The sequence below is a fragment of the Acidovorax sp. JHL-9 genome, assembly GCF_000426205.1.
Taxonomy (GTDB): domain Bacteria; phylum Pseudomonadota; class Gammaproteobacteria; order Burkholderiales; family Burkholderiaceae_C; genus Acidovorax; species Acidovorax soli.
Genome location: NZ_AUEX01000004.1, coordinates 56,386 through 79,281, shown reverse-complemented (window position 1 = coordinate 79,281; position 22,896 = coordinate 56,386). Strand labels below are relative to the sequence as shown.

General features: G+C 66.4%; 20 protein-coding genes, 1 pseudogene and 1 riboswitch. Of the genes and pseudogenes, 10 read left to right on the top strand and 11 right to left on the bottom strand.

All coding sequences use genetic code 11. From position 1 onward, the window contains the following. Nucleotides 1-43 precede the first annotated feature (43 nt). Nucleotides 44-1,348, top strand: a complete 1,305-nt coding sequence (locus K225_RS0104475) for an FIST N-terminal domain-containing protein (RefSeq protein WP_026435302.1) — start codon at nt 44-46, stop codon at nt 1,346-1,348. Nucleotides 1,349-1,366: 18 nt separating this feature from the next. Here the strand turns inward: K225_RS0104475 and K225_RS22520 are convergent. Continuing rightward, nucleotides 1,367-1,596, bottom strand: a pseudogene (locus K225_RS22520) (hypothetical protein); the annotation flags it as partial. Nucleotides 1,597-1,830: 234 nt separating this feature from the next. Here K225_RS22520 and K225_RS0104470 point away from each other — a divergent pair. The 4 genes from K225_RS0104470 to K225_RS0104455 all read left to right on the top strand — a co-directional run bounded on the left by K225_RS0104470 (nt 1,831) and on the right by K225_RS0104455 (nt 6,803). After that, nucleotides 1,831-3,030: an ABC transporter substrate-binding protein gene (locus K225_RS0104470; protein ID WP_026435301.1), complete on the top strand. Its 1,200-nt coding sequence runs from the start codon at nt 1,831-1,833 to the stop codon at nt 3,028-3,030. 105 nt (nt 3,031-3,135) lie between these two features. Then, nucleotides 3,136-4,011, top strand: coding sequence for a branched-chain amino acid ABC transporter permease (locus tag K225_RS0104465; RefSeq protein WP_026435300.1), 876 nt, complete (start codon nt 3,136-3,138; stop codon nt 4,009-4,011). A gap of 88 nt (nt 4,012-4,099) precedes the next feature. Beyond that, nucleotides 4,100-6,040 carry an ATP-binding cassette domain-containing protein gene (locus tag K225_RS0104460; protein ID WP_034711809.1) on the top strand — a complete coding sequence of 647 codons (1,941 nt, stop codon included), beginning with the start codon at nt 4,100-4,102 and terminating at the stop codon, nt 6,038-6,040. Nucleotides 6,041-6,080: 40 nt separating this feature from the next. Beyond that, nucleotides 6,081-6,803 carry an ABC transporter ATP-binding protein gene (locus K225_RS0104455; protein ID WP_026435298.1) on the top strand — a complete coding sequence of 241 codons (723 nt, stop codon included), beginning with the start codon at nt 6,081-6,083 and terminating at the stop codon, nt 6,801-6,803. Nucleotides 6,804-6,959: 156 nt separating this feature from the next. Here the strand turns inward: K225_RS0104455 and K225_RS0104450 are convergent, their stop codons facing one another. Continuing rightward, a complete protein-coding gene (locus K225_RS0104450) occupies nt 6,960-8,297 on the bottom strand; it encodes a D-amino acid dehydrogenase (RefSeq protein WP_026435297.1) in 1,338 nt (445 codons plus the stop codon). A gap of 92 nt (nt 8,298-8,389) precedes the next feature. Then, nucleotides 8,390-8,505, bottom strand: a riboswitch (glycine riboswitch). A gap of 219 nt (nt 8,506-8,724) precedes the next feature. On the opposite strand from K225_RS0104450, the gene K225_RS0104445 reads away from it, so the two are divergent. Next, the gene (locus tag K225_RS0104445) at nt 8,725-9,507 is read left to right on the top strand and encodes a 2-keto-4-pentenoate hydratase (RefSeq protein WP_026435296.1); all 783 of its coding nucleotides are present in this window, start codon (nt 8,725-8,727) and stop codon (nt 9,505-9,507) included. 240 nt (nt 9,508-9,747) lie between these two features. Here K225_RS0104445 and K225_RS0104440 read toward each other — a convergent pair whose 3' ends face one another. Then, nucleotides 9,748-10,200 (bottom strand): YXWGXW repeat-containing protein, encoded by a 453-nt coding sequence (locus K225_RS0104440; protein ID WP_026435295.1) that lies wholly within the window; start codon nt 10,198-10,200, stop codon nt 9,748-9,750. Nucleotides 10,201-10,412: 212 nt separating this feature from the next. Between K225_RS0104440 and K225_RS0104435 the strand changes: the two genes are divergently transcribed. Then, nucleotides 10,413-12,335, top strand: a complete 1,923-nt coding sequence (locus K225_RS0104435) for an MFS transporter (RefSeq protein ID WP_026435294.1) — start codon at nt 10,413-10,415, stop codon at nt 12,333-12,335. Between the two features lie 125 nt (nt 12,336-12,460). Here the strand turns inward: K225_RS0104435 and K225_RS0104430 are convergent, their stop codons facing one another. Both K225_RS0104430 and K225_RS21550 read right to left on the bottom strand, forming a co-directional pair. Continuing rightward, nucleotides 12,461-12,970, bottom strand: coding sequence for a YMGG-like glycine zipper-containing protein (locus tag K225_RS0104430; protein ID WP_026435293.1), 510 nt, complete (start codon nt 12,968-12,970; stop codon nt 12,461-12,463). 60 nt (nt 12,971-13,030) lie between these two features. Beyond that, nucleotides 13,031-13,465, bottom strand: a complete 435-nt coding sequence (locus K225_RS21550; RefSeq protein ID WP_026435292.1) for a hypothetical protein — start codon at nt 13,463-13,465, stop codon at nt 13,031-13,033. Nucleotides 13,466-13,761: 296 nt separating this feature from the next. Here K225_RS21550 and K225_RS0104420 point away from each other — a divergent pair, with 296 nt between their 5' ends. After that, nucleotides 13,762-14,136, top strand: coding sequence for a DUF3597 domain-containing protein (locus tag K225_RS0104420; protein WP_026435291.1), 375 nt, complete (start codon nt 13,762-13,764; stop codon nt 14,134-14,136). A 188-nt stretch (nt 14,137-14,324) separates the two neighbouring features. Here the strand turns inward: K225_RS0104420 and tgt are convergent, their stop codons facing one another. Continuing rightward, a complete protein-coding gene (gene tgt, locus K225_RS0104415; RefSeq protein WP_026435290.1) occupies nt 14,325-15,497 on the bottom strand; it encodes a tRNA guanosine(34) transglycosylase Tgt in 1,173 nt (390 codons plus the stop codon). Between the two features lie 104 nt (nt 15,498-15,601). Between tgt and K225_RS0104410 the strand changes: the two genes are divergently transcribed. Then, entirely contained in the window at nt 15,602-16,081 is a 480-nt protein-coding gene (locus K225_RS0104410) for a universal stress protein (protein WP_026435289.1), read from the top strand. Nucleotides 16,082-16,218: 137 nt separating this feature from the next. Here K225_RS0104410 and K225_RS0104405 read toward each other — a convergent pair whose 3' ends face one another. The 3 genes from K225_RS0104405 to K225_RS0104395 are packed head-to-tail and all read right to left on the bottom strand — an operon-like array spanning nt 16,219 to nt 19,966. Beyond that, on the bottom strand, nt 16,219-17,463 hold the full coding sequence (locus K225_RS0104405; RefSeq protein ID WP_026435288.1) for a phospholipase A: 1,245 nt from the start codon (nt 17,461-17,463) through the stop codon (nt 16,219-16,221). Then, nucleotides 17,397-17,897: a hypothetical protein gene (locus tag K225_RS0104400; RefSeq protein ID WP_051248674.1), complete on the bottom strand. Its 501-nt coding sequence runs from the start codon at nt 17,895-17,897 to the stop codon at nt 17,397-17,399. Before K225_RS0104400 ends, K225_RS0104405 begins: the two co-directional genes overlap by 67 nt. Continuing rightward, on the bottom strand, nt 17,894-19,966 hold the full coding sequence (locus K225_RS0104395) for an ATP-dependent helicase (protein ID WP_026435286.1): 2,073 nt from the start codon (nt 19,964-19,966) through the stop codon (nt 17,894-17,896). Before K225_RS0104395 ends, K225_RS0104400 begins: the two co-directional genes overlap by 4 nt. Before the next feature lie 180 nt (nt 19,967-20,146). Here K225_RS0104395 and K225_RS0104390 point away from each other — a divergent pair, with 180 nt between their 5' ends. Next, a complete protein-coding gene (locus tag K225_RS0104390) occupies nt 20,147-21,100 on the top strand; it encodes an AEC family transporter (RefSeq protein ID WP_026435285.1) in 954 nt (317 codons plus the stop codon). 99 nt (nt 21,101-21,199) lie between these two features. Here K225_RS0104390 and K225_RS0104385 read toward each other — a convergent pair whose 3' ends face one another. Both K225_RS0104385 and K225_RS0104380 read right to left on the bottom strand, forming a co-directional pair. Further along, nucleotides 21,200-21,493, bottom strand: coding sequence for a cupin (locus tag K225_RS0104385; RefSeq protein WP_026435284.1), 294 nt, complete (start codon nt 21,491-21,493; stop codon nt 21,200-21,202). 210 nt (nt 21,494-21,703) lie between these two features. Beyond that, entirely contained in the window at nt 21,704-22,894 is a 1,191-nt protein-coding gene (locus K225_RS0104380; protein WP_026435283.1) for a M20 aminoacylase family protein, read from the bottom strand. Nucleotides 22,895-22,896 lie beyond the last annotated feature (2 nt).

Sequence of the window (22,896 nt, the reverse complement as noted above, 5' to 3'; positions counted from 1 at the left end):
CGGTGCTGCAGGCAGCGCCCGCCGCCGCCCGTGAGGTCACACCATGAAACTATTTCCCACCGGCCATGCCACCCATCCCCAGTGGCGCATGGCCGCCGCCCTGGTGCTGGCGCAGTTGCGCGCCCAGATGGCCCTGCCCGACTACGCGCACGCCCCCACGCTGGGCCTGCTCTACATCACCGACCACTATGCCAGCGAGGCGCGGGCACTGTTTGACCACCTGAGTGGGGAGCTGCCCGAAGTGACCGACTGGAGCGGCACCGTGGGCGTGGGGGTCGCGGCCAACAATGCCGAGTATTTCGACGAGCCCGCGCTGTCGGTGATGCTGCTCGACATCCCGGCCGACCAGTACCGCGTGTTCTCGGGCGTGGCCCCGCTGCCGCGCACTCCAGCCAGCGGCTTCGAGGCCCATACCGCGCTGGTGCATGCCGATGGCCATACGGCCGAACTGGCGGAGCTGCTGGGTGAAATGGCCGCGCGCACCACCACCGGCTACCTGTTTGGCGGGCTCAGTGCCAGCCGTGGCGCCAGTGTGCAGTTCGCCGTGGCCGGCAATGGCAACATCGCGGGCCACGGGGCGGCAGGCGGGGTATTCGATGGCGGCCTCTCGGGCGTGGCCTTCGGGCCCGGCGTGGCGCTGCTGTCGCGGGTCACGCAGGGATGCCAGCCGGTGGGGCGCTTGCACACCGTCACCGCTGCGCACGAGAACGTGGTGCTGCAACTCGACGCGGAGCCTGCCCTGGATGTATTGCTGTCCACGCTCGATGTGTCGCTGGATGGCGATCCGCAGGCGGCGCTGCGCAAGGTGCGGGCAACCCTGGCGGGGCTGGTCGATGCCGGTGAACAGCCGCAGGGGGCGCAGCATACCGGCCACTTTGGCACGGACACCCGGGTGCGCCATATCGTGGGCCTCGATGGCGCGCGCCGGGGCGTGGCGCTGGCCGACCAGGTGGAGCCCGGCATGCACCTGGCGTTTTGCCAGCGCAACGTGGCCGCGGCCCGTGCCGACCTGATGCGCATCTGCGCGGAAATCCGCGAGGAGCTGTCGCCGGAAGAGACGGAGCCGGTACCGCTGGCCGGCAAAGCGCAGGAGGGTTTGCGCCAGGCGCCTGGCAGCGCGGCACCGGCGGCGGCCAGCCCTGCGGCCCGGTCCATCCGGGGCGCCATCTACGTGAGCTGTTCGGGCCGGGGGGGGCCTCACTTTGGCGGGCCCAGCGCCGAATTGCAGATCGTGCGGCATGCGCTGGGCGATGTGCCGTTGACAGGTTTTTTTGCCGGCGGCGAGATTGCGCACCACCACCTGTATGGCTACACCGGCGTGCTGACGGTGTTTGTGGGCAGCGAATAGGGCCGTCGCGATCAGGCCGCCGTGCGCCTTGTCGCGCAGCGTGCGGGGCAGCCGCTGGCGCGCGTTGATCACGCCCGGGATGTTGTCCATGCCGCCCCGCACCACCGGGAAGCGTGCGTGGTCAGACGCTTCGATGCATTCAGGTTGTCTTCAAACGATGCATCGACATCCACGCACACCACGTCGCCACGCGTCACCATCAACGAGCCAATCTGGCGGCCGTCCCGCCGGAACACATTGCGCACCAACGGCACGGCAACGGCCGTCTGCGCTGACCATGCCCTCGGCCAGCGCGCGGGCAAATCGCACGATGGGGGCGCAGGCGTCTGCCATGCGGGTGGTCAGTGATTTGTCAGAAAAAGCCCGGGGGTTCAAGGGTTTTCACTGTCGAGAGAGCAGGGGGGCATTCATTAACGTCCATGGTGGCCGCGCAAACTGGTTTGGTTATGCCGGATTGGAACCGTACACATTCAGGAGACACCATGAAATTCGCCTTCAAAATTGCTGCCCTTGCCGGCGCTGTTGCACTGTCCACCGCTGCCTTCGCGGCAGAGCCTATCAAGATCGGTGTGGACGGTCCTTTCACGGGCGGTTCGTCCTCCATGGGCGTCAGCATGCGGGATGGCGTGCGTCTGGCCGCAGAAGAAATCAACAAGGCCGGCGGTGTGCTGGGCCGTCCGCTGCAACTGGTCGAGCGTGATGACGAAGCCAAGAACGAGCGTGGCGTCCAGATTGCCCAGGAGCTGGTCAACAAAGAGCGCGTAGTCGCCGTGGTGGGCTACATCAACACCGGTGTTGCACTGGCTTCGCAGCGTTTCTTTCAGGAAGCCAAGATCCCGGTCATGAACAACGTGGCCACCGGCTCCATCATCACCAAGCAGTTCGAGAAAGAGCCTGAGAACTACGTGTTTCGCAATGCCGCACACGACAGCATTCAGGCACCCATGATTGTTGAAGAAGCCGTGACACGCCGCGGCTTCAAGAAAGTGGCGATCCTGGCGGACTCCACCAACTACGGCCAGCTCGGTCGCGAAGATCTGGAGAAAGCGCTGAAAGCCAAGGGCGTCACGCCAGTGGCCGTGGAAAAGTTCAACATCAAGGACGTCGACATGACGGCCCAATTGCTCAAGGCCAAGGCGGCCGGTGCCGAGGTGATCCTGACTTACGGCATCGGTCCTGAACTGGCCCAGATCGCCAATGGCATGACCAAGCTGGGCTGGAAAGTGCCGATGGTTGGCAGCTGGACCCTGTCCATGGCCAATTACATCGACAACGCCGGCCCCGGCGGTGAAGGTGCACGCATGCCGCAAACCTTTGTGCAGGAACCCACCACGCCCAAGCGCCAGTCGTTCATCGTGAGCTACCTGAAAACCTTCAACCCGAAGAACAGCCGCATCGATTCACCCGTTTCGGCTGCCCAGGGCTATGACTCCATCTACCTGCTGGCTGCTGCGATCAAGCAGGCCGGCAGCACGGAGGGCCCCAAGATCAAGGCCGCGCTGGAAGACCTGAAGGCACCGGTGGAAGGTGTTGTCACCACCTACGTGAAACCTTTCTCCAAGACCGACCACGAAGCCATCACCGCCAACATCCCGGTGTTTGGTGAAGTCAAGGGCCAACGCGTTGTTTACGCATACCCAGAAGACCAGAAAAAGGCTTCTGAAGTTCGCCTGAAGAAGTAAGCGGTTCGTAACCGGTGCCGCTGCCAGATACGCCTGGCAGCGGTTTTTTTTGTCCACTGACATTTTTCACGCCATTCGACCGATCCGTACGCGAGGGCTTCCCGCATGCAAATTTTTACCCAACTCGTCTTTAGCGGCATTGCACTGGGCATGATCTATGCCGTGATCGCCTTCGGCTATCAACTCACCTTTGCCACCTCGGACACCCTGAACTTCGGTCAGGGCGACGCGCTCATGCTGGGCGCCCTGGTTGGTCTGACACTCGTAGGCTTGGGTGTCAACTACTGGCTCATGATTCCGCTGGTGTGCCTGTTTGGTGCGCTGCAGGGCGCCGTGGTGGAGCGCATCGGCGTGCGACCTGCCATCAAGATCAAGTCAGAGTTCGGCTGGATCATGTCCACCATCGCGCTGGGCATCATCTTCAAGAACGTGGCAGAAAACGTGTGGGGCCGTGATGACCTCAAATTCCCTTCGCCACTGCCAGAGGCACCGTTCCAGTTCCTGGGCGCCAACATCTTGCCGATGGAAGTGCTCGTGGTCTGCGGTGCGCTGGCCATGATGCTGGCGGTGGAGTTGTTCAACCGCCGCTCCATCTTCGGCAAAGCCGTGGTGGCCACCTTCAATGACCGCGATGCCGCCAAGCTGATGGGAATCAACACCGGGCTGGTGATTACTTTCTCTTATGCACTGTCTTCCCTGACGGCCGGATTTGCGGGCGTGCTGATTGCTCCGCTGACGTTGACGGGGGCCACGATGGGCGCCGTGCTGGGGCTCAAGGCTTTTGCGGTCGCCATCATCGGCGGTCTGACCAGCGGCCTGGGCATTGTGGTGGGCGGCATCATCCTGGGTGTGGCAGAGACCACCACCGGTTTTTATCTCAGCACCGGCTACAAGGATGTTCCTGGCCTGGTGCTGCTGCTGATCGTGCTGGCCGTGCGTCCGCAGGGAATTTTCGGCAAATCCGTGATCAAGAAGGTCTGACAAAGTGGCTGCTTCCTCTATTACCTCCCTGGCCGGTTCCGGCGGCCCGCAGGGCCCTGCCTCGCCCACGTCCAGCAGCACCAAAGTGATGCGTCTGGTCCTGTCCATTGCGGCTTTTGCCGCCCTGCTGGCCTTCCCCACGGTGGTCGGCAATCCTTACTACATCCACCTGATCGAAACCATCATGATCTACGCGATCGTGCTCTTTGGTCTTGACATTGTGGTGGGCTATACCGGGCAGGTGTCTCTGGGCCATGCCGGTCTGTTCGGCCTGGGTTCCTACACGGCGGGTGTGCTGGTGTTCAAGCTGGCCGCACCCATCTGGGTCACGATTCCGGCCGCCATTGTGCTGACGGCGGGCTTCGGTGCGCTGCTGGCGCTGCCCGCACTGCGTGTCTCCGGCCCTTATCTGGCCATGGTGACGCTGGCGTTCGGCACCATCATCCAGATTCTCATCAATGAGATGAGTTTTCTGACCGAAGGCCCCCTGGGCATCAAGCTGGACAAGCCCGAGATTGGCGGGTTCCAGCTGGCCAAGCGCGAGTACTTCTGGCTGGTGGCTACCATGATGGTGCTGTCGCTCATCGTGTCGCACCGCATTTTGCGCTCCCATCTGGGCCGGGCCTTCGAGGCGCTGCGCGGCAGCCCCGTGGCGTCCGATTGCATGGGCGTATCGGTCTACCGCTACAAGGTGTATGCGTTTGTGATCAGCGCCGGTTTTGCCGGGCTGGCCGGGTGCCTGTATTCGTATTCCGAGCAGTACATCTCGCCCAACTCGTACAACTTCGAACTCACGGTGCTGTTTTTGCTCGCGGTGATCATGGGGGGACGCAAGAGCCGCATCGGCTCGCTGGTGGGCGCTGCCATCATCGTGTTGCTGCCCAAGCTGCTCGATGATGTGGAGCTGTTCCGTTACGTGTCGGTGGGCCTCACCATCCTGGTGGTCATCACGGCCGTGGTGGCCATCCGGCGCGGGCGCTCGACCATCTCGCAAATGGCGATCCCGGTGGTGGGCAGCGTGGCATTGGCCGGTCTGTCGTTCTGGCTGCAGACCATGACCGACTGGCGTTTGTCGATCTTCGGCGTGATCATGCTGTTTGTTGTGTACTACCTGCAGGACGGCATTGTGGGTTTTGTCCGCAGTGCGCTCAACCTGCGCACGGCACCTCCCGATCTGCCCTTGCAGCCCACCGGTGCAGCACAGGCGGATGCGGTGTCCACAGCCACCATGGCGGGTGAATCCACCGAACTGTTGCAAGCCAGCGGCGTGCTCATGCAGTTTGGCGGCCTCAAGGCCCTGAACAATGTGGACCTGAGCATCAAGCGGGGCACCATCCACGGACTCATCGGTCCCAACGGTTCGGGCAAGAGCACCATGATGAACGTGCTCACCGGCATTTACGTGCCGACGGCTGGCGCGATCAGCTTTAGTGGCCGCTCTGTGGTGGGGCGTACCTCGTCGGACATTGCTCTGTCGGGTATTGCGCGAACCTTCCAGAACGTGCAGCTGTTCGGCGAAATGACCGCGCTGCAAAACGTTCAGGTGGGTCTGCACCACAGCTTTGCAAGCAACCTGTTTGACGTGGCCGTGCACACGGGGCGCTACCGCCGTGAGAACGATGCCGCCGTCACCCGGGGCATGGGTCTGCTGCGTTTTGTCGGCCTGCAAGACCTGGCCGCGGAACAGGCGCGCAACCTGCCTTATGGCAAACAGCGCTTGCTGGAGATTGCCCGCGCTCTGGCACTCGATCCGCAGTTGCTGCTGCTCGATGAGCCAGCCGCCGGTCTCACCGCCCCGGACATCGTGGAGCTGATCTCGATCATCAAGAAGATTCGCGACCACGGCGTGACGGTGATCCTGATCGAGCACCACATGGATGTGGTGATGAGCATCTGCGACACGGTATCGGTGCTGGATTTTGGCCAGAAGATTGCCGAAGGCATGCCGGCGGAAGTTCAGGCCGATCCCAAGGTCATCGAGGCGTACCTGGGCGGTGGCGCCGAGACCGTCGTGGCCCAGCCCGCCTGAGCCCGATGCCCCCGAAACGACGATACAAGACGCACAACACATGCTGACCATCCAGAATCTTTCGGCCGGCTACGGCAAGGTACAGGTGCTTCACGGCATCTCCATCGAAGTGCCCAAGGGCAAGGTCGTGACGCTGATCGGCTCCAACGGCGCGGGCAAAACCACCACCATGCGGGCGGTGAGCGGCATGATCGCGCCGACCGCGGGCCAGATCACGCTCAACGGCAAGCGCATTGACGGCCAGGAGGCCTACACCATCGCCAAGCTGGGGCTGGCGCACTCCCCGGAAGGGCGGCGCGTTTTTGCCACCATGACGGTGACCGACAACCTCACCCTGGGGGCTTTTCCCCGCCTGACGGGCAGCCGCCCCCGGGGGGATGTGGCCGGTGACCTGGAGCGGGCTCTGGAGCTGTTTCCGCGCCTCAAGGAGCGCCGCACTCAGCTGGCTGGCACGCTGTCCGGCGGTGAGCAGCAGATGCTGGCCATGGCCCGCGCCATCATGCTCAATCCGGAAGTGGTGTTGCTCGACGAGCCCTCCATGGGCCTTGCGCCCATTCTGGTGGCGGAAGTTTTCCGCATCATTGAGCGCCTCAAGGGGCAGGGTGTCACCATGCTGCTGGTGGAGCAATTTGCGGCAGCTGCCCTGGCGGTTGCCGATTACGGCTATGTGCTGGAAAACGGACGCATTTCCGTACAAGGCCCGGCGGAGCGCCTGCGCGATGACCCGGCCGTGAAGGCCGCCTACCTTGGCGGCGGTCACTGACGCTTGGTGAGGCTGGCAGTTGGCAGGGGCCAAACTCCCCGCGGCCAGCTTCCACGCCGACAGCATGGCCTGCGTATGCCCTTGGGCACCGCAGGCTTTTTCATGGGTGCCTGCGGCTGCGCACCGGTGCCGCAGGCGCCCAAGGTCGTCCGCCTCTCAGGCGTTGTTCACTGCCCGCTGGCTGGGCGCGGTCGCGGCCATCTTGCGGCCCGGTGCCGCGCGGTCAGCCGTGCCCGTGAAAGCAAAGTCCACTTCGGGCGCCAGCCCGCTCACGATATGGGCCAGCGCCTTGCCCGAGCCGCAGGCGTGCGTCCAGCCCAGCGTGCCGTGGCCGGTGTTGAGGAACAGGTTGGCCACTTTGGTCTTGCCGATCAGCGGCACGTTGCTGGGCGTGGCGGGGCGCAGGCCGGTCCAGAACTGGGCCTGGCTGGTATCGCCCGCGCCGGGGAAGAGCTGCTCCACGCGGCGCACGATGGCCTCGCAGCGCATCGGGTTCAGGTTGCGGTCATAGCCGTTCAATTCCGCCGTGCCGGCAATGCGCAAACGGTCTCCCTGCGCGCTGGTGTAGCGCGAGAACACCAGCTTGAACTCGTCGTCCGTCAGGCTCACCTCGTGGGCCATCGACGCGTTCTTGACCGGCATGGTCACCGAATAGCCCTTGGCCGGGTAGATGGGCAGGCGAATGCCCAGCGGCTGGGCCAGCAGCGGGCTGAACGAGCCCATGGCCAGCACGAAGGCGTCGCCGCGCACGCGCTCAAAGCGGCCCTCGGCATTGGTCAGCTCCACATGGTCGATATGGCCACCGGCCTCGCGCAGCGCCGTGATGTGGTGGCCCATGCGGAATTGCACGCCCGCCGCCTCGCACAGCCGGGCCAGTTCGCGTGTGAACTGGTTGGCATCGCCCGACTCGTCCTCGGCCGTGTAGGTGGCGCCGGCCAGTTGCGGGCGGATGTGGGCGAGGGCTGGCTCGATGCGCACGGCCTCGTCGGCGCTGATGACCTGGCGCTCGCAGCCGAGCTGGCGCATCTGCTCGGCCGGGGCCAGTGCGCCGTCGAACTCCTTGGCGTTGGTATAGAAGTGCAGGATGCCCTGGGTCCGCTGGTCGTACGCGATGCCGGTGGCTGCGCGCAGCTGCTGCAGCACGCTGCGGCTGTAGGTGCCCAGGCGCACGATCTGCTCGATGTTGTGGCGCGTGCGCGCCGGGGTGCAGTTGCGCAAGAACTGCAGGCCCCACAGCCACTGCCGCATGTCGGCGCGCAGGCGGAACAAGAGCGGTGCATCTTCCTGGCCCAGCCACTGCAGCACCTTGAGCGGCGCGCTGGGGTTGGCCCAGGGTTCGGCATGGCTCACCGAGATCTGGCCGCCGTTGGCAAAGCTGGTCTCGGCGCCGGGCGTGGCCTGGCGGTCGATGACCGTGACCTCGTGGCCGAGTTGCTGCAGGAAATACGCCGAAGTCACGCCGAGCAGGCCGGCACCCAAAACGATCACGCGCATGATTTTCAAAGCCTTTCTGGGCTCTGGCGCTTGACAGGCGTGCGGTAGCAGCTATTGCTTCAATAGCGTACAGCCGGCGCGTCTGCCAAGCTGCCGCTCCCCCTGTCCTTGGTACCTGAGAGATTCACCGCATCGCCGGCATGGCGTGTGGTTTGCTCCTTCGGTGCGCCACGCGTGTAGGTCGTGGCGGCTCTCCAGACGGCTTTGTTGAATGGTGCAGTACGGAACCTGAGCGTGTATGGGAGTTTGCGCCTTCGGTGAAGCGGACGTTGCCGCTGACTCTCCTGCGAGGCCGATTCTAGGCGGCACTGCGGCGCAAAAGGGGGGCTGTGCGCGCTAATGGATGGCAATCGTTGCTGATGCTGGACGGGCGCAGCAACTGGTGCCTCGCCATAATCCGCCAAGCTCTATCCCAAGGATGCCTGCCATGTCTGATACCGCCTTTGATCCCTTTGCCAGCGCGGCCTTGCTCACCATGGCGCGCCAGGGGCGCATGCCCCGGCCGCTCGATCTGCCCGCTGCGCTGCGCCCGTGCAATGCGGCCCAGGCCTATGCCGTGCAGGACGTCGTGGTGCGTGAGCGCGGCGAGATCGCGGGCTGGAAGGTGGGCGCCGCATCGCCCCGGGCGCTGCCCGCGCGCGCGGCGCTCACCCGCGATTCGGTGGCGGTAGCGTCCACCGGGCAGGCAGTGCATTTGCCTGCCGCAGGCTTTGCCGTGATGGGGGTCGAGGCCGAGCTGGTCTATGAGCTGGGCGCCGACCTGCCCGAGCGCACCGCGCCCTACAGTCCGGCCGAGGTGCTGGCGGCCATGGCATCGGTGCGCGCCGCCATCGAGGTGTGCGACACGCGCTTTGCCGCCTGGGCCCAGCAGGGCGAGTTCAGCCGACTGGCCGACCAGGCCTGCCATGGTGCATTGGTGGTGGGTTCGGGGTCGGACGACCTGGCTGCGGTCCAGCCCCTGGTGCAGCCGGTGCATCTGTCCGTCAACGGCACGGTGGCCGTGCAGCACGCCGCCTGGGGCAACCCGGCGGGCGACCCGCTGCGGCTGCTGGTGTGGCTGGCCAACGAGGGCGCGCGCAGCCTGGGCGGCCTGCGTGCGGGCCAGTGGGTGACCACGGGCTCGTGCACCGGCACCGTGCTGGTGGCGCCGGGCACGGTGGTGGTGGCCGACTTCCCGGGCCTGGGCCACGCCGAGCTGCACCTGGTCTGATTCCTTTTCCAAACCCTCCGTGGCGTCGTTGCTTCGCCTTGCCGTGCTGCAGCACTGTCTGCGGCTTCGCTCGTGCCCATGCAAGCAGCCGGGGCGTGCCATCGCCCGATGGCACTCCAACCCTTTGGGCAAGGTACTTGTGCGACCCCGAAAAGATCTTGAACAGGTGTCTTCGACACGAATGATTGGGAACAGGAATGACCCCCGGGGAAACCGCAGGGGGCCACCTGCGCCGCAAGATCAGTTGCGGCGCGGGTTGTCGGGCTGGCGGTCGTGGCGGTTGGGCACGCCATCGCCATCGCGGTCCCGGTCGTAGCGGTTGGCCACGCCGTCCCGGTCGCGGTCCCAGCCGCCGCGCTGCATGGCCCAGCGGCCGTCATGTTCCACCCAGCGGGGCTCGCGGTAGTGGTAGCCGGGGCGGGCTTGCACCCAGTAGCCCGCCATCCACACATGCCGGTGGCCGCGCCATTCCCAGTGGCCGGGCACCCACGCCATGCCGCGCCGGGGATGGGGTGCGGCCTCGTGGCGCGGAGGCGGCGGTGCCTGGTATTGCACCAGCGCCGGCGCAGGGCGCTGGTACTGCGGGCTGCCGGACTGGATGATGACGGTGGCGCCGACCTGTGCGTGCGCCGCCGTCAGGGCGCTCAGCGACAGCAGGGCGATGGAAGCGGCGGCGAGGGCATTGCGTGCCATGGTGTACTCCTCAGAAATGATTCCGTGCGGAACCGGGAGCCTTGATCATTGGGGCGCTGTGTCAAGCGCACATAGGCGCTGTGCGAAGTGTTGTGAAGTGGTGTATCCGCGTGCCACCACGCGCGCACCTTGCAAGCCTGTGCCAGCGCAGGGTGTGTGTCATGGAGGCTGTGCAAAATTGCAGGCTACAGCAACACAAAGGAGCAGTCTGCATGGCGGATGAAAAGAGAGATGCGGCGCACGCAGACCCCAACCAGTTCGCCCTGCTGCGCCAGCGCCGCTTTGCGCCGTTCTTCTGGACGCAGTTCTCCGGCGCGGCCAACGACAACCTGTTCAAGTTCGCCTTCACGGTGATGGCCACCTACCAGCTCAGCGTGTCGTGGCTGCCGCCCGCGCTGGCGGGGCTGGTGATCGGGGCGCTGTTCATCCTGCCGTTTTTGCTGTTCTCGGCCACGTCGGGGCAGCTCACCGACAAATACGACAAGACGCGCATGATCCGCTTCGTCAAGAACCTGGAGATCGCCATCATGCTGGTGGCGGCGGGCGGCTTTCTGTCGGGCAATGTGCCCATCCTGCTGCTGTGCACCTTTTGGATGGGCGTGCATTCCACGCTGTTCGGGCCGGTCAAGTTCGCCTACCTGCCCCAGGTGCTCAGCGAGCGCGAACTGACCGGTGGCAATGGCATGGTGGAGATGGGCACGTTTGTCGCCATCCTGCTGGGCAACGTGGCCGGTGGCCTGCTGGTGGCCATCCCCGGCGTCGGCCACACCACGGTGGCCGTGGCCTGCGTGGTGCTGGCGCTGCTGGGGCGTGCCGTGGCGCAGTTCATCCCCTCGGCCCCCGCCACCGACCCGGGCCTGACGATCAACTGGAACCCCTTCACCGAAACCTGGCGCAACCTGCAACTGGCGTACGAGAACATCGTGGTGTTCCGCTCGCTGCTGGGCATCAGCTGGATGTGGTTCTTTGGCGCCGTGTTCCTCAGCCAGTTCCCCAGCTTTGCCAAGGAGGTGCTGCATGGCAACGAGCAGGTGGCCTCGCTGCTGCTGCTGGTCTTTTCCATCGGCATTGGCACCGGTTCGCTGCTGTGCGAGGTGCTATCGCGCCGCCATGTCGAGATCGGGCTGGTGCCGCTCGGGGCCATTGGCATGAGCGTGTTTGCCATCGACCTGTACTTTGCCTCGCGCAGCCTGCCGGCCTCCGAGGTGATGCAGCTCACTGCCTTTGTAGCGCAGTCCGCGCACTGGCGCGTGATGGCCGACCTGGCGCTGCTCAGCCTGTTTGCCGGCCTGTACAGCGTGCCCATGTATGCGCTGATCCAGATGCGCAGCCAGCCCACGCACCGCGCGCGCATCATTGCGGCCAACAACATCCTGAACGCGCTGTTCATGATCGCCAGCGCGGTCATCGCGGGCGCGCTGCTGGGCGCGGGGTTCACGGTGCCGCAGGTCTTTCTGTTCACGGCCATCGCCAACGCCGTGGTGGCGTTCTACATCTTCCTGCTGGTGCCCGAATACCTGCTGCGCTTCGTGGCCTGGGTGCTTTCGCGTTTCGTCTATCGCTTCAAGGTGCGGGGCGATGAGCACCTGCCCACCACCGGCGCCGCCATCCTGGCCTGCAACCATGTGAGCTTTGTCGATGCCGTGCTGCTCATGGCCGCCAGCCCGCGCCCGATCTGCTTCGTGATGAACCACCGCATCTTCCGCGTGCCGGTGCTGGGCTGGCTGTTCCGCCTGGCCAAGGCGATTCCAATCGCACCGCAAAAGGAAGACCCACGCGTGTACGAGGCCGCTTTCGAGCGTGCCGCCCAGGTGCTGCGTGAAGGCGACCTGCTGGCCATCTTTCCCGAGGGCGGCATCACGCGCGACGGGCAGTTGCAGCCGTTCAAGGGCGGCATCGCCAAGATCCTGGAGCGTGCCCGCGCCGACGGGCTGGAGGTGCCCGTGGTTCCCATGGCGTTGACCAACCTGTGGGGCTCGTATTTCAGCCGCATCGAACAGGGCGGCGCCATGGTGCGGCCGTTCCGGCGCGGGTTGTTCAACCGGGTGGGGCTGAATGTGGGCGCTGCCGTGGCGCCCGCCCAGGCCCAGCCAGAACTGCTGCGCGAGCATGTGGCACGCCTGCTGGCGGCCTGAAGTGAAACACCCCCTGCATGGCTCTGCCTTCAACGCATCAGTTCGTTGGAAGGCCTTGCCGTGCTGGAGCACTGTCTTCGGCTTCCCGCCTGGTTGTCCGCTGGAATGCAACCCTGTAGGAAGGGCTAGCGCCGCCAGTAGCCAGGCGGCGGTGGCGGCATGGGCGTGCCGTAGTAGCCCGGCCCCATGGCGCCCGGGCTGGTGAGCATGCGGCCGTACACCGGAACCTGGTGGCCGCGGGCATACATGCATTGCACGTAGGCGCTGTCGTAGCCCCCCTGGCCGCCACGGACGCTGGATTGGGCGTTGCTGGCACCGACCGACGAGCCCATCAGCAGGCCCATGCCCGCGCCCACTGCCGCACCCTCGTGGTTGCCGCCCAGTGCGGCACCCGCCAGGGCGCCGATCGCCGTGCCCACCACCGCGCTGCCCACCGCGCCCTGGTTGGCCGCTTCGGTGGCGCCGCCGATCTGCATCTGTGCGTATTGCCGACAATTGACATCGTCATACCGGAATTGCTCGAAGCTCTTGGTGCTGCCGGGCAGCACCGTCACGCTGGGGCCGGTGGGCATCACCGTGCAGGCGGTCAGGGTCAGGGCCAGCAGCGGCACCGCGGCGAGGGAAAGGACTTTCATCATGCTTCCTCAGATAGGAAATGGAACATCGGCCATGCGCCAGCGCGTGCAAGGCCCCCGTCAGTTCGCTGGCGGCTGCGCCGGCACCTGCAGCCAGCCGCCCGGGCAGTTGGTGACATAGGGATAGTAGCCATCGGGCTGGTTGCAACGGTACCAGTAGCCCTGTGGCGGCTGCCCATCGGTACCCCCGTTGTAGCCCGTGCCGTCGTTGCCGCGCTCGATGTACACGGGCGGCTCTGCGGGCACCGCAATCACCGCTGGCGCAGGGTACGGCTCGGGGTAATAGTAGGGGTAAGGGTAGGCAGGGCGGTACATCGGATAACCGAAGCCCGGCCCCAGGTAACCCGGCCCCAGGTAAAGGCCGATACCGACCCGCCCACTCCCCCGGTGCCCATGGCCGCGCCCGTCCCGATCCGCCCACGCCAGGCTGCTCGCACCCAGCGCCACGGCCGCCAGTCCCGCCCACGCGAGAGGTCGAATATTTCGCCACATCATGATTTCATCCCGCTGATCCGAAGGAGAGGGGTTGGGGCCCGGTTCAAGAGGGAAAGTTCCTCCCCCATGGCACCCCGGTGCCAGTGCTGCTGCGAAGCATAGTCCAGCAGGGTATTGGTGAATTGGGATTTTGGTGAAAACAGGTTGTGAAGGCCGAGCAAGCGGCGCAGGCCGCAGGCCAGCCGGCAGCTCCCGTGCCTGCCATATCCGCGTGATACAAAGGCGGGCGGTGTCCGGGCTTTCACCCCCGGTGCCACCGGTCACACCCTCTTGAACGTCACCTTGGGAGCACAGCCATGGGTTTCTTTTCCAACATCTTTGCCAAGATATTCCCTTCGGCCAACGCCGCCGAAGTAGTGGCTGCGCCGCCAGCCCCGGCCGCGGCTGCCGCGCCTGCTGCACCGGCATCCATTGCGCTGGGCGATGTGGCCCCCATCCTGGATGCCATGCCAGGCGCCAAGGGGCTGAACTGGCGCACCTCCATCGTCGATCTGCTCAAGCTGCTGGGCCTGGACAGCAGCCTGGCCGCGCGCAAGGAGCTGGCCGGCGAACTGCTGTACAGCAGCAGCGACGAACCTGGCTCGGCCGCCTGGAACATCGGTCTGCACCAACAGGTGATGCGCAGCATTGCCGCCAACGGCGGCACCCTGCCACCCGATCTGCGCGGCTGATCCGCGCCGGCGCACACCGCCGTGCGCCCCAGCGGGCACCTGCCACCAGCGTGTGGCGGGTTTTTGGGGAGCACTGGCAACAGTGCTGCGGTGGAATCAGGGTGAAAAGTGGCTCTGGCGCTTGTGAGGTAAGCGCTTGCAGCTATATGAAAAACCAAGCGCGCGCTGCCGTCGCGTGCTTGGCATCCTCACACGCCCCGCGCCCGGTCTGCCTTGAACTGCGCCCGGAACTGCGCAAACTGCCCGGCCTCCAGCGCCGCGCGCACTTCGCGCATCAGGTTCAGGTAGTAGTGCAGGTTGTGGATGGTGGTGAGCATGGGGCCGAGCATTTCGCCGCAGCGGTCCAGGTGGTGCAGGTAGGCGCGGCTGAAGCCGCCGCGCCCGCCTTCGTTCCACGGCACGCCCGAGCTGCCTGCGCAGGCGTGGCAGCTGCAGGTCGTGTCCAGCGGCTGGTGGTCGGTCTTGTGGCGGGCATTGCGGATTTTGAGGTCACCAAAGCGCGTGAACAGCGTGCCGTTGCGCGCATTGCGCGTGGGCATCACGCAGTCGAACATGTCCACGCCCTGCGCCACGCCCTCGACCAGGTCCTCGGGCGTGCCCACGCCCATCAGGTAGCGCGGCTTGTGGGCGGGCAGCCGATGCGGCGTGTGCGCCATGATGCGCAGCATCTCGTCCTTGGGTTCCCCCACGCTCACGCCGCCCACGGCGTAGCCGGGGAAATCCATTGCCACCAGGCGCTCCAGCGACTCGGCGCGCAGGTTCTCGTACATGCCGCCCTGCACGATGCCAAAGAGGGCATTGGGGTTGTTCAGGCGTGCAAATTCGTCTTTGCTCCGCTGGGCCCAGCGCAGGCTCATCTCCATGCTCTTGCGCGCCTCGGCCTCGGTGGTGAGGTGGCCCTTGATTTCATACGGGGTGCACTCGTCGAGCTGCATCACGATGTCGCTGTTGAGCGTGGTCTGGATCTGCATGCTCACCTCGGGCGACATGAAGAGCTTGTCGCCGTTGACGGGAGACGCAAAGTGCACGCCCTCTTCGGTGATCTTGCGCATGGCGCCCAGGCTCCAGACCTGGAAGCCGCCCGAGTCGGTGAGGATGGGTTTGTCCCATTTTTCAAAGGCATGCAGGCCGCCAAAGCTTTGCATGACCTCCTGGCCGGGGCGCATCCACAGGTGAAAGGTGTTGCCCAGGATGATCTGCGCACCCATGTCGTGCAGGCTTTGCGGCATGACGCCCTTGACGGTGCCATAGGTGCCCACGGGCATGAAGATGGGGGTTTGCACCACGCCGTGGTTGAGCGTCAGCTGGCCGCGGCGGGCGTGGCTGGTAGGGTCGGTTTTGAGAAGGTCAAACTGCAGCATGGGCGCGATTGTCCCAGATGGGGCCATCTTCCCCTGCGGGCCCCGCGCACTGCCATGGCGCCGCTACACTGGCCCGGATGGTTCAATAAAAAGGAGTGCTTGCCATGCTCAAGATTCTGATTGCCGTGGATGGTTCGGCCCTGTCGCTCGATGCCGTGCACCATGTGCTGCGGCTGGTGCAGGACGGCCTGCGCGCCAGCGTGGTGCTGGCCAATGTGCAAGAGCCCGCGTCGCTGTACGAGCTGGTGGTGTCGCGCGACCCCGACCTGATCGCCGCCGCTAGCATCGAGGCGGGCGAGCACCTGATGGCCCCCGCGCGTGAGTTGCTGCAGGCGGTCGGCCTCAGCTGTGAGACCGCCGTGGGCGTGGGCGACCCCGCGCATGTGCTGGTGGACATCATCGAAAGCTCGGGCTGCGACATGGTCATCATCGGTGCGCGCGGCCAGGGTGCCATCAGCAGCGCGCTGCTGGGCTCGGTGTCGCAGGAGCTGGCCCATGCCAGCCCGGTGCCGGTGACCATCGTGAAGCACCCGGAGGCGCCGGAGCAGGAGGATTCGGAAGGCGCTGCAGACCTTGTCGCCTGAGCTGCCGAGGCGGCAAAGGCCGCTTGCGGCAGCCCTGGTGGGTGGCGCGGGCCGCCACGATGCCATTGGCCATGTCTTGCGCACCCGTCGCACGCGGGCGCCGGCGCGTGTTGCTGGCCCACGACTGGAGATGTACTCTAGAAGTCCACCAGGCTCAGCCCCAGGCTGAACACCGTGCGCTTCCTGTTGTAGTCGATCATGCTGTCGCCGTAGCCGCTGAACAGCTGGGTGTGCAGGCGCAGGTTGCTTCTGTTGCCACCCAGGCCGGTGCCCAGGGTTTGCAGCCACTCCAGCCGGGCCGAGCCGCGCCCATTGCTGGCCAGCGAGTGGCGCAGCGTGGCGCCCAGGGTGTTGTCCTTGTCCAGGTTCCAGAACGCCTTCACCTCGCCCCGGCCGATGTAGTCGCTGATGCCGGGGTTGTCGTCATCGGGGCTGTTTTCGGACAGGCGTTTCCAGATGCGCGCCTGGATGTTCCAGCGGTTGTCCAGCTCCATGCCGGTCATGAGGTAGATGCGGTTCCAGCTGCGCGACAAGGGGTTGCTCTGGCCGTTGGACTGGTGCACCAGGCCGGCACCGCTGTAGCGCCAGCGCCAGCCAAAGGGCAGCCGGGCGTCGGTGGGGTAGACATACATCACCTCGGGCTCATGGTCGGTGGTGCGGAAGGGGCGCGAGATGCCGGGGCTGAACAGCTGCCAGTACGACTGCTGCGTGTAGCCAAACCACAGCGAATCCTTGAGCGTGGGGTGGCCCTGGGTGAGCATGCCCTGGGCAATCTTGGTGCGCACCGACAGCTGGATGCGGTTTTCGGTGCGCTGGTAGGGGGTGAATTCTGTCGCGGTGCGGCCATCGGCGTCCGAGCTGGGTTGGCGGTTCACGTTGCTGCTGGCCACCACCGACACGGACAGCGGCCGGTAGCCGCGAAAGCCGAAGGTGCCGCAGTTGCTGCCCGACTCCAGCTCCCAGAAGCGCGAGAGGTCGCTGTATTGCGTGTCGCGGCAGCCTTCGGTCTGGGCCACGTCGATGATGCGGGTGGCCGGCAGCCGGGTGTCCACCGGCAGCGGCACCGCCGCCGGGTCGGCTGCGCCCTCGGTGCTGGCCGCAGCCGATGCCGCGGGCGCCTGCCAGGCCTGCTGGCCAGCCCACTGGTCGAAGCAGGCCAGGCGGGCCTGGCTGTCGTTGCCCAGGGCCGCGCACCGGCGCCAGGCGTTGTCGGCGCTGGCGGGCGCGGAGGTGCTGCCGGCAGACCCGGTCTGGGCCAGGGCGGCACCGGCCGGGGCGAGCAGCGCCAGCGCCAGCGCGGCGCCGTGGCGTGCCCTCACTGCCAGCCCGGCTGCTTGCGCAGCACGAAAGGGAGAGAGAGGGAGGGGTGGACGTTGTTCCATGTTCCGCGTATTTCCTTGCCACAACTGCCTTCGACCACCTGGCCGGTCCAGGTGGCGCTGATGTTGGTGCCGTTGACCGATTCTTCCAAGGCCAGCTCGCCCGCATCCACATCACCGCTGAGCTGTGCACTGGCGCCGCCGCGCTGCACGGTGCCGCGCACGCTCTCGGCCAGCTCGGGATGGGGGCCCAGCTGCAGCACCGCCGTGGTGGCGGGTGCGGGCGCTGCGTCGGGCGTGGCGGCCTGCAGCGTGGCGTGCCAGCGGCCTTGCAGATGCTGGTGATTCAGGTCGACCGCGGCCGGGCAAGCGGCCGTGGATTTTGGGTCATTTTGGCCTGTTGCACTTGTAGCAAAAGCGCTGATGGCTATCAAAATGCAAGCAAGCGCAGGCCTTGGCGTGGGCCATGCCCTGGGGTTTGCGGTGCGTGGCGTCATGGGGTGGGTGCTGCGTTGGCGGCCTGGGCCTTGGCGGCAAATTCGGCGCGCAAGGCCTTGAGCTTTGCGCGCGGGTCTTCGCGCGTGGTGGCTTTGTCCAGGCCCATCTCGGCAATGAAGCGGCTGGGCCGCGCGGCCACCATCTCGCGGCCCTTCTTGCGTTTTTTGGTCCAGCTCACGGCCAGCGTGCGCTGGGCGCGGGTGATGCCCACGTACATCAGGCGGCGCTCTTCCTGCAGGCGCTGCAGGGTGTCATCGGCGACTTTCAGCTGGCGGCCTTCGTCGTCGTCGAGCTTGAAGGGCAGCATGCCTTCGGTCACGCCGACCAGCACCACATGGGGCCACTCCAGCCCCTTGCTGGCGTGCAGGGTCGACAGCGTGACCATGTCCTGCTCCTGCTCGCGCTCGCTGATGGTGGAGAGCAGGGCGATGGTCTGCGACACTTCCAGCAGGCTCTTGGTCTCCTTGGCCACCACGGCGCCTGCCGTGTCGTCGATCTGCCCGCCGGCGCGCTGGGCCATCCAGTCGCAGAACTCCAGCACATTGCTCCAGCGGGCGGCGGCCACCTTCTCGCTGTCCTCGTTGTCGTACAGGTGCTGCTCGTAGCCGATCTCCTTGAGCCATTCATTCAGAAAGGCGCGGGCTTCTTCGGCGCCATGGGTGCGGCGGGCGCTGTATTCCAGGTAGTTGATGTAGCGGCCAAACTCGTGCAGGCCGTCCAGCGCGCGCTTCGGGACAGCGGCGGGCAGCATGCCGTTGAACAGCGCACCGAACATGCTCTGCTTGTGCTGCGTGGCAAACGCGCCCAGGGCCGCCAGCGTGGCGTGGCCTATGCCGCGCTTGGGGCTGCCGATGGCGCGCAGAAATGCCGGGTCGTCGTCGTTGTTGATCCACAGGCGGAACCAGGCGCACAGGTCCTTGATTTCGGCACGGTCAAAAAAGCTGGTGCCGCCCGACACCTTGTACGGAATGCTGGCCCGGCGCAGCGCCTTCTCGAACGGCTTGGCCTGGTGGTTGGCGCGGTACAGGATGGCAAAACTTTTCCAGTCCGGCGGCGGGTTGGCGGCGGCGCGCAAGCTCTGGATGCGGGCCACGGCGCGCTCGGCTTCATGTTCCTCGCTGTCGGCATCGACCACGCGCACGGGTTCGCCCTCGCCCAGTTCGCTGAACAGCGTCTTGGGAAACAGCTTGGGGTTGGGCCCGATCACGTTGTTGGCCGCGCGCAGGATGGCGCTGGTGGAGCGGTAGTTCTGCTCCAGCTTGATGACCTGGAGTGTGGGGTAGTCCAGCGGCAGTTTTCGGAGGTTGTCGAGCGTGGCGCCGCGCCAGCCGTAGATGGATTGGTCATCGTCGCCCACGGCCGTGAAGTGGCCGCGTTCGCCCACCAGCAGTTTCAACAGCTCGTACTGCGTGGCATTGGTGTCCTGGTACTCATCGACCAGCACATGGGCCAGGGCCGCCTGCCACTTGGCGCGCACCTCCGGGAAGTCGCGCAGCAGCCTGAGCGGCATGCCGATCAGGTCGTCGAAGTCCACGCTCTGGTAGGCAGCCAGGCGCTCTTCGTAGCGCGCCATCACCACGGCAATGCTGCGCTCGTTGTCGTCGGCCGCCTGGGCCAGGGCCTGCGCGGCATCGAGCCCCATGTTCTTCCACTTGCTGATGGTCCACTGCCACTGGCGCGCCGTGGCCAGGTCGGTGGTGCCGCCAGCGGCGTCTTTCAGGATGCCGGCCACGTCGTCGGCATCCATGATGCTGAACTGGGGTTTGAGGCCCAGCACCGCGCCATCCTCGCGCACCATGCGCACGCCCAGGGCGTGGAAGGTGCACACCAGCACATCCTTGGCCCGGCGGCCGATGAGGCCCTTGGCCCGCTCGCGCATTTCGGCGGCGGCCTTGTTGGTGAAGGTGATGGCGGCGATGCGCCGGGGCTCCGTGCCGCGCTCGATCATGTGGGCGATCTTGTGCGTGATCACCCGCGTCTTGCCAGAGCCTGCACCGGCCAGTACCAGGCAGGGGCCTTCGGTGTAATGGACAGCCTGAAGCTGGGCGAGATTGAGGCCGGCGGACATGGAGGGGTGGGGGGAAAGACGGGGAAAGCGGGGAGCGTGCAGCGGGCGGACGACGCAGAGCGCGCAATGATACAGAGCCGGGGGTGGGCATGGACTGCCTGGCGCGGTGGCGGTGGGGTGCACTAAATTTCACATGGCGAAGCGGCGGTGGCAAAGCCTGCGCCTGCGAGAATCCCCGCCGTGCTGTCTGTCCTGCTTGTTACCTTTCCTTTCTTTGCGCTCGTGCTCTGCGGTTACCTGGCCGCGCGCAGCGGCGTGCTGCCGCAGCCCGCCATCCCGGGGCTCAACGCCTTCGTGCTGTACTTTGCGCTGCCTTGCATGCTGTACCGCTTCGGTGCCAGCACGCCCATCGGGCAACTGCTCGACCCGGCCGTGGCGGGCGTGTACCTGCTGTGCGCGCTGGTCATGGTGGGCGGCACGGTGGCACTCACCCGCAACGCGCGCATCGGCTGGAACGATGCGGCCTTCGGCGCCCTGGTGGCGGCCTTTCCCAACACCGGCTTCATGGGCGTGCCCCTGCTGGTGGCGCTGCTGGGGGCGCAAAGCGCGGGCCCGGTCATCGTCACCCTCGTGATGGACATGGTCATCACCAGCTCGCTGTGCATTGCGCTGTCGCGCCTCGATGGCGCCGGCACCCACGGCGTGGGTGTGGCCTTGCGCAACGCCTTCAGGGGCATGGCCACCAACCCCATGCCCTGGTCGATTGCGTTGGGCGCGCTGGCGTCGGCCCTGCGGTTCAGCTTGCCCGGCCCGGTGGAAAAAACCGTGGCCATGCTGGCCGATGCCGCCTCGCCCGTGGCGCTGTTCACGATCGGCGCCGTGCTGGCGCGCTCGCAGATGAACCAGCACGAACAGGTGCTGGTGCGTGACTACGTGCCCATTGCCCTGGCCAAACTGCTGCTGCACCCGCTGCTGGTGTGGGGCGTGGGCCGGATGGCCATCGTGCTGGGTGTGCCGCTGTCGCCGTTTGCGCTCACCGTGCTGGTGCTGCTGGCCGCCTTGCCCAGTGCGAGCAATGTCTCGCTGCTGGCCGAGCGCTTCGGCGCCCACAACGGCCGCATCGCGCGGATCATCCTGGTCTCCACCGCGCTGGCCTTCCTGAGCTTTTCGGGCGCGGTGGCGCTGCTCACCTGAGCCTGCCCGTGGGGCTCTTGGTGCTATTGGAATGGTCGCTAATCGCGCCTGATATTGCCGGGCTGCAGACCGAAATGGCCTGGAAGTGCCCGGGGCTGCTCAGCCCGCGCTGCTGCGCCGCGCCACCAGGTAGCGCACGCCCTCGGGGCCATACCACTCGGCGTGGGGCTCTTCGTGCTGCAGGTGGAAGATATCGCCCGCGCGGTAGGTGCGCTCGGCGCCGTCCCCGGTGCGGATGCGGATCTCGCCCGCCAGGATCAGCGCCTTGGCCTCGAACGGGTGGGTGTGCGTGTCCCAGGCGCCGTGGGCTTTGCGCTCGACCTCCACGAGTTCGGTGAAGCCCTCGCGGGTGCAGGCTTGGGTGAAAGCGTGGGCGGGGTCGGTGGTGTCCATGGCGGCTCCGGAAGTGGGCGCATTGTCGCGTGCCGGCGGCTGGCGTGCCGCGCCCCCCCCCGGCCATGCCCGCGCCCGGGGCAGGGCCGACAGGGCCGGGGGCCCCATACGGTCTTGCCTTCAAGCGGATAACGAGGCGGGAAGCCGCAGACAGTGCTCTAGCACGGCAAGGCGAACCAACGAAGTGATACGTTTGAAGGCAAAACCGTATCAGGCTGCGTTGGCCAGAAAGCGTTCGGCCAGCCGCACCCAGTAGGCGCTGCCCACCGCGATGTTGCGGTCTTCGAAGTCGTAGTTGGGGTTGTGCACCATGCAGGCGCCATGGCCGCCCGTGGCTGCGTCGCCGTTGCCGATCAGCAGGTAGCTGCCGGGCACGTCTTCCAGCATGAAGGCGAAGTCTTCGCTGCCGGTCAGGGGCTCGGCCTGCTCGGTCACCTGCGCGTCGCCCACCAGTTCGCGGCCTACCTGGCGCGCAAACTCGGTTTCGGCCGGGGTGTTGACCAGCACCGGGTAGCCACCGCGGAAGTCCACCTCGGCCCGCACGCCATAGCTCTGCGCCTGGGCTTCCACCAGCTCGCGGATGCGGCGGTTGAGCAGCTCGCGCACGCCGCGGTCCAGCGAGCGCACGCTGAGCTTGAGCGTGGCCGTCTGCGGGATCACGTTGTTGGCCTCGCCCGCCTGGAACGCACCCACGGTGATCACCGCCATCTGCAGGGGCGGTACGTTGCGCGCCACGATGCTCTGCAGGCCCAGCACGATGGCCGAGCCCGCCACCACCGGGTCGGCGCTGTGGTGCGGCATGGCGCCGTGCCCGCCCACGCCGTGCAGCGTGATGGTGATGTTTTCGCTGGACGCCATGAAGGCCCCGGTGCGAAACAGCAGGTGCCCTGGCGGGTGGCCAGGCATGTTGTGCATGCCAAAGATGGCGTCGCACGGAAAGCGCTGGAACAGGCCGTCGTCCATCATCTTGCGGGCGCCGCCCAGGCCTTCCTCGGCGGGCTGGAAGATGAGGTTGAGCGTGCCGCTGAACTGCCCGTGGTGCGCCAGGTGGTGCGCCGCGGCCAGCAGCATGGCGGTGTGGCCGTCGTGGCCGCAGGCGTGCATCAGGCCGGCGTGGCAGCTGGCATGGGGTAGGCCCGTGGCTTCGGTGATGGGCAGCGCATCCATATCGGCCCGCAGGCCCAGGCGGCGGGTGCCGGTGCCGCGGCGCAGCTGGCCCACCACGCCGGTGCCGCCCAGGCCGCGCGTCACTGCATAGCCCCACTGCGTGAGCTTTTCGGCCACCAGGGCGCTGGTGCGCAGTTCCTGGAATCCCAGCTCGGGGTGGCGGTGCAGGTCGCGCCGCAGCGCCACAAAGGTGTCGGCCTGCGCGAGCAGGGCTTCGGGAATCGCACGGTCCATGG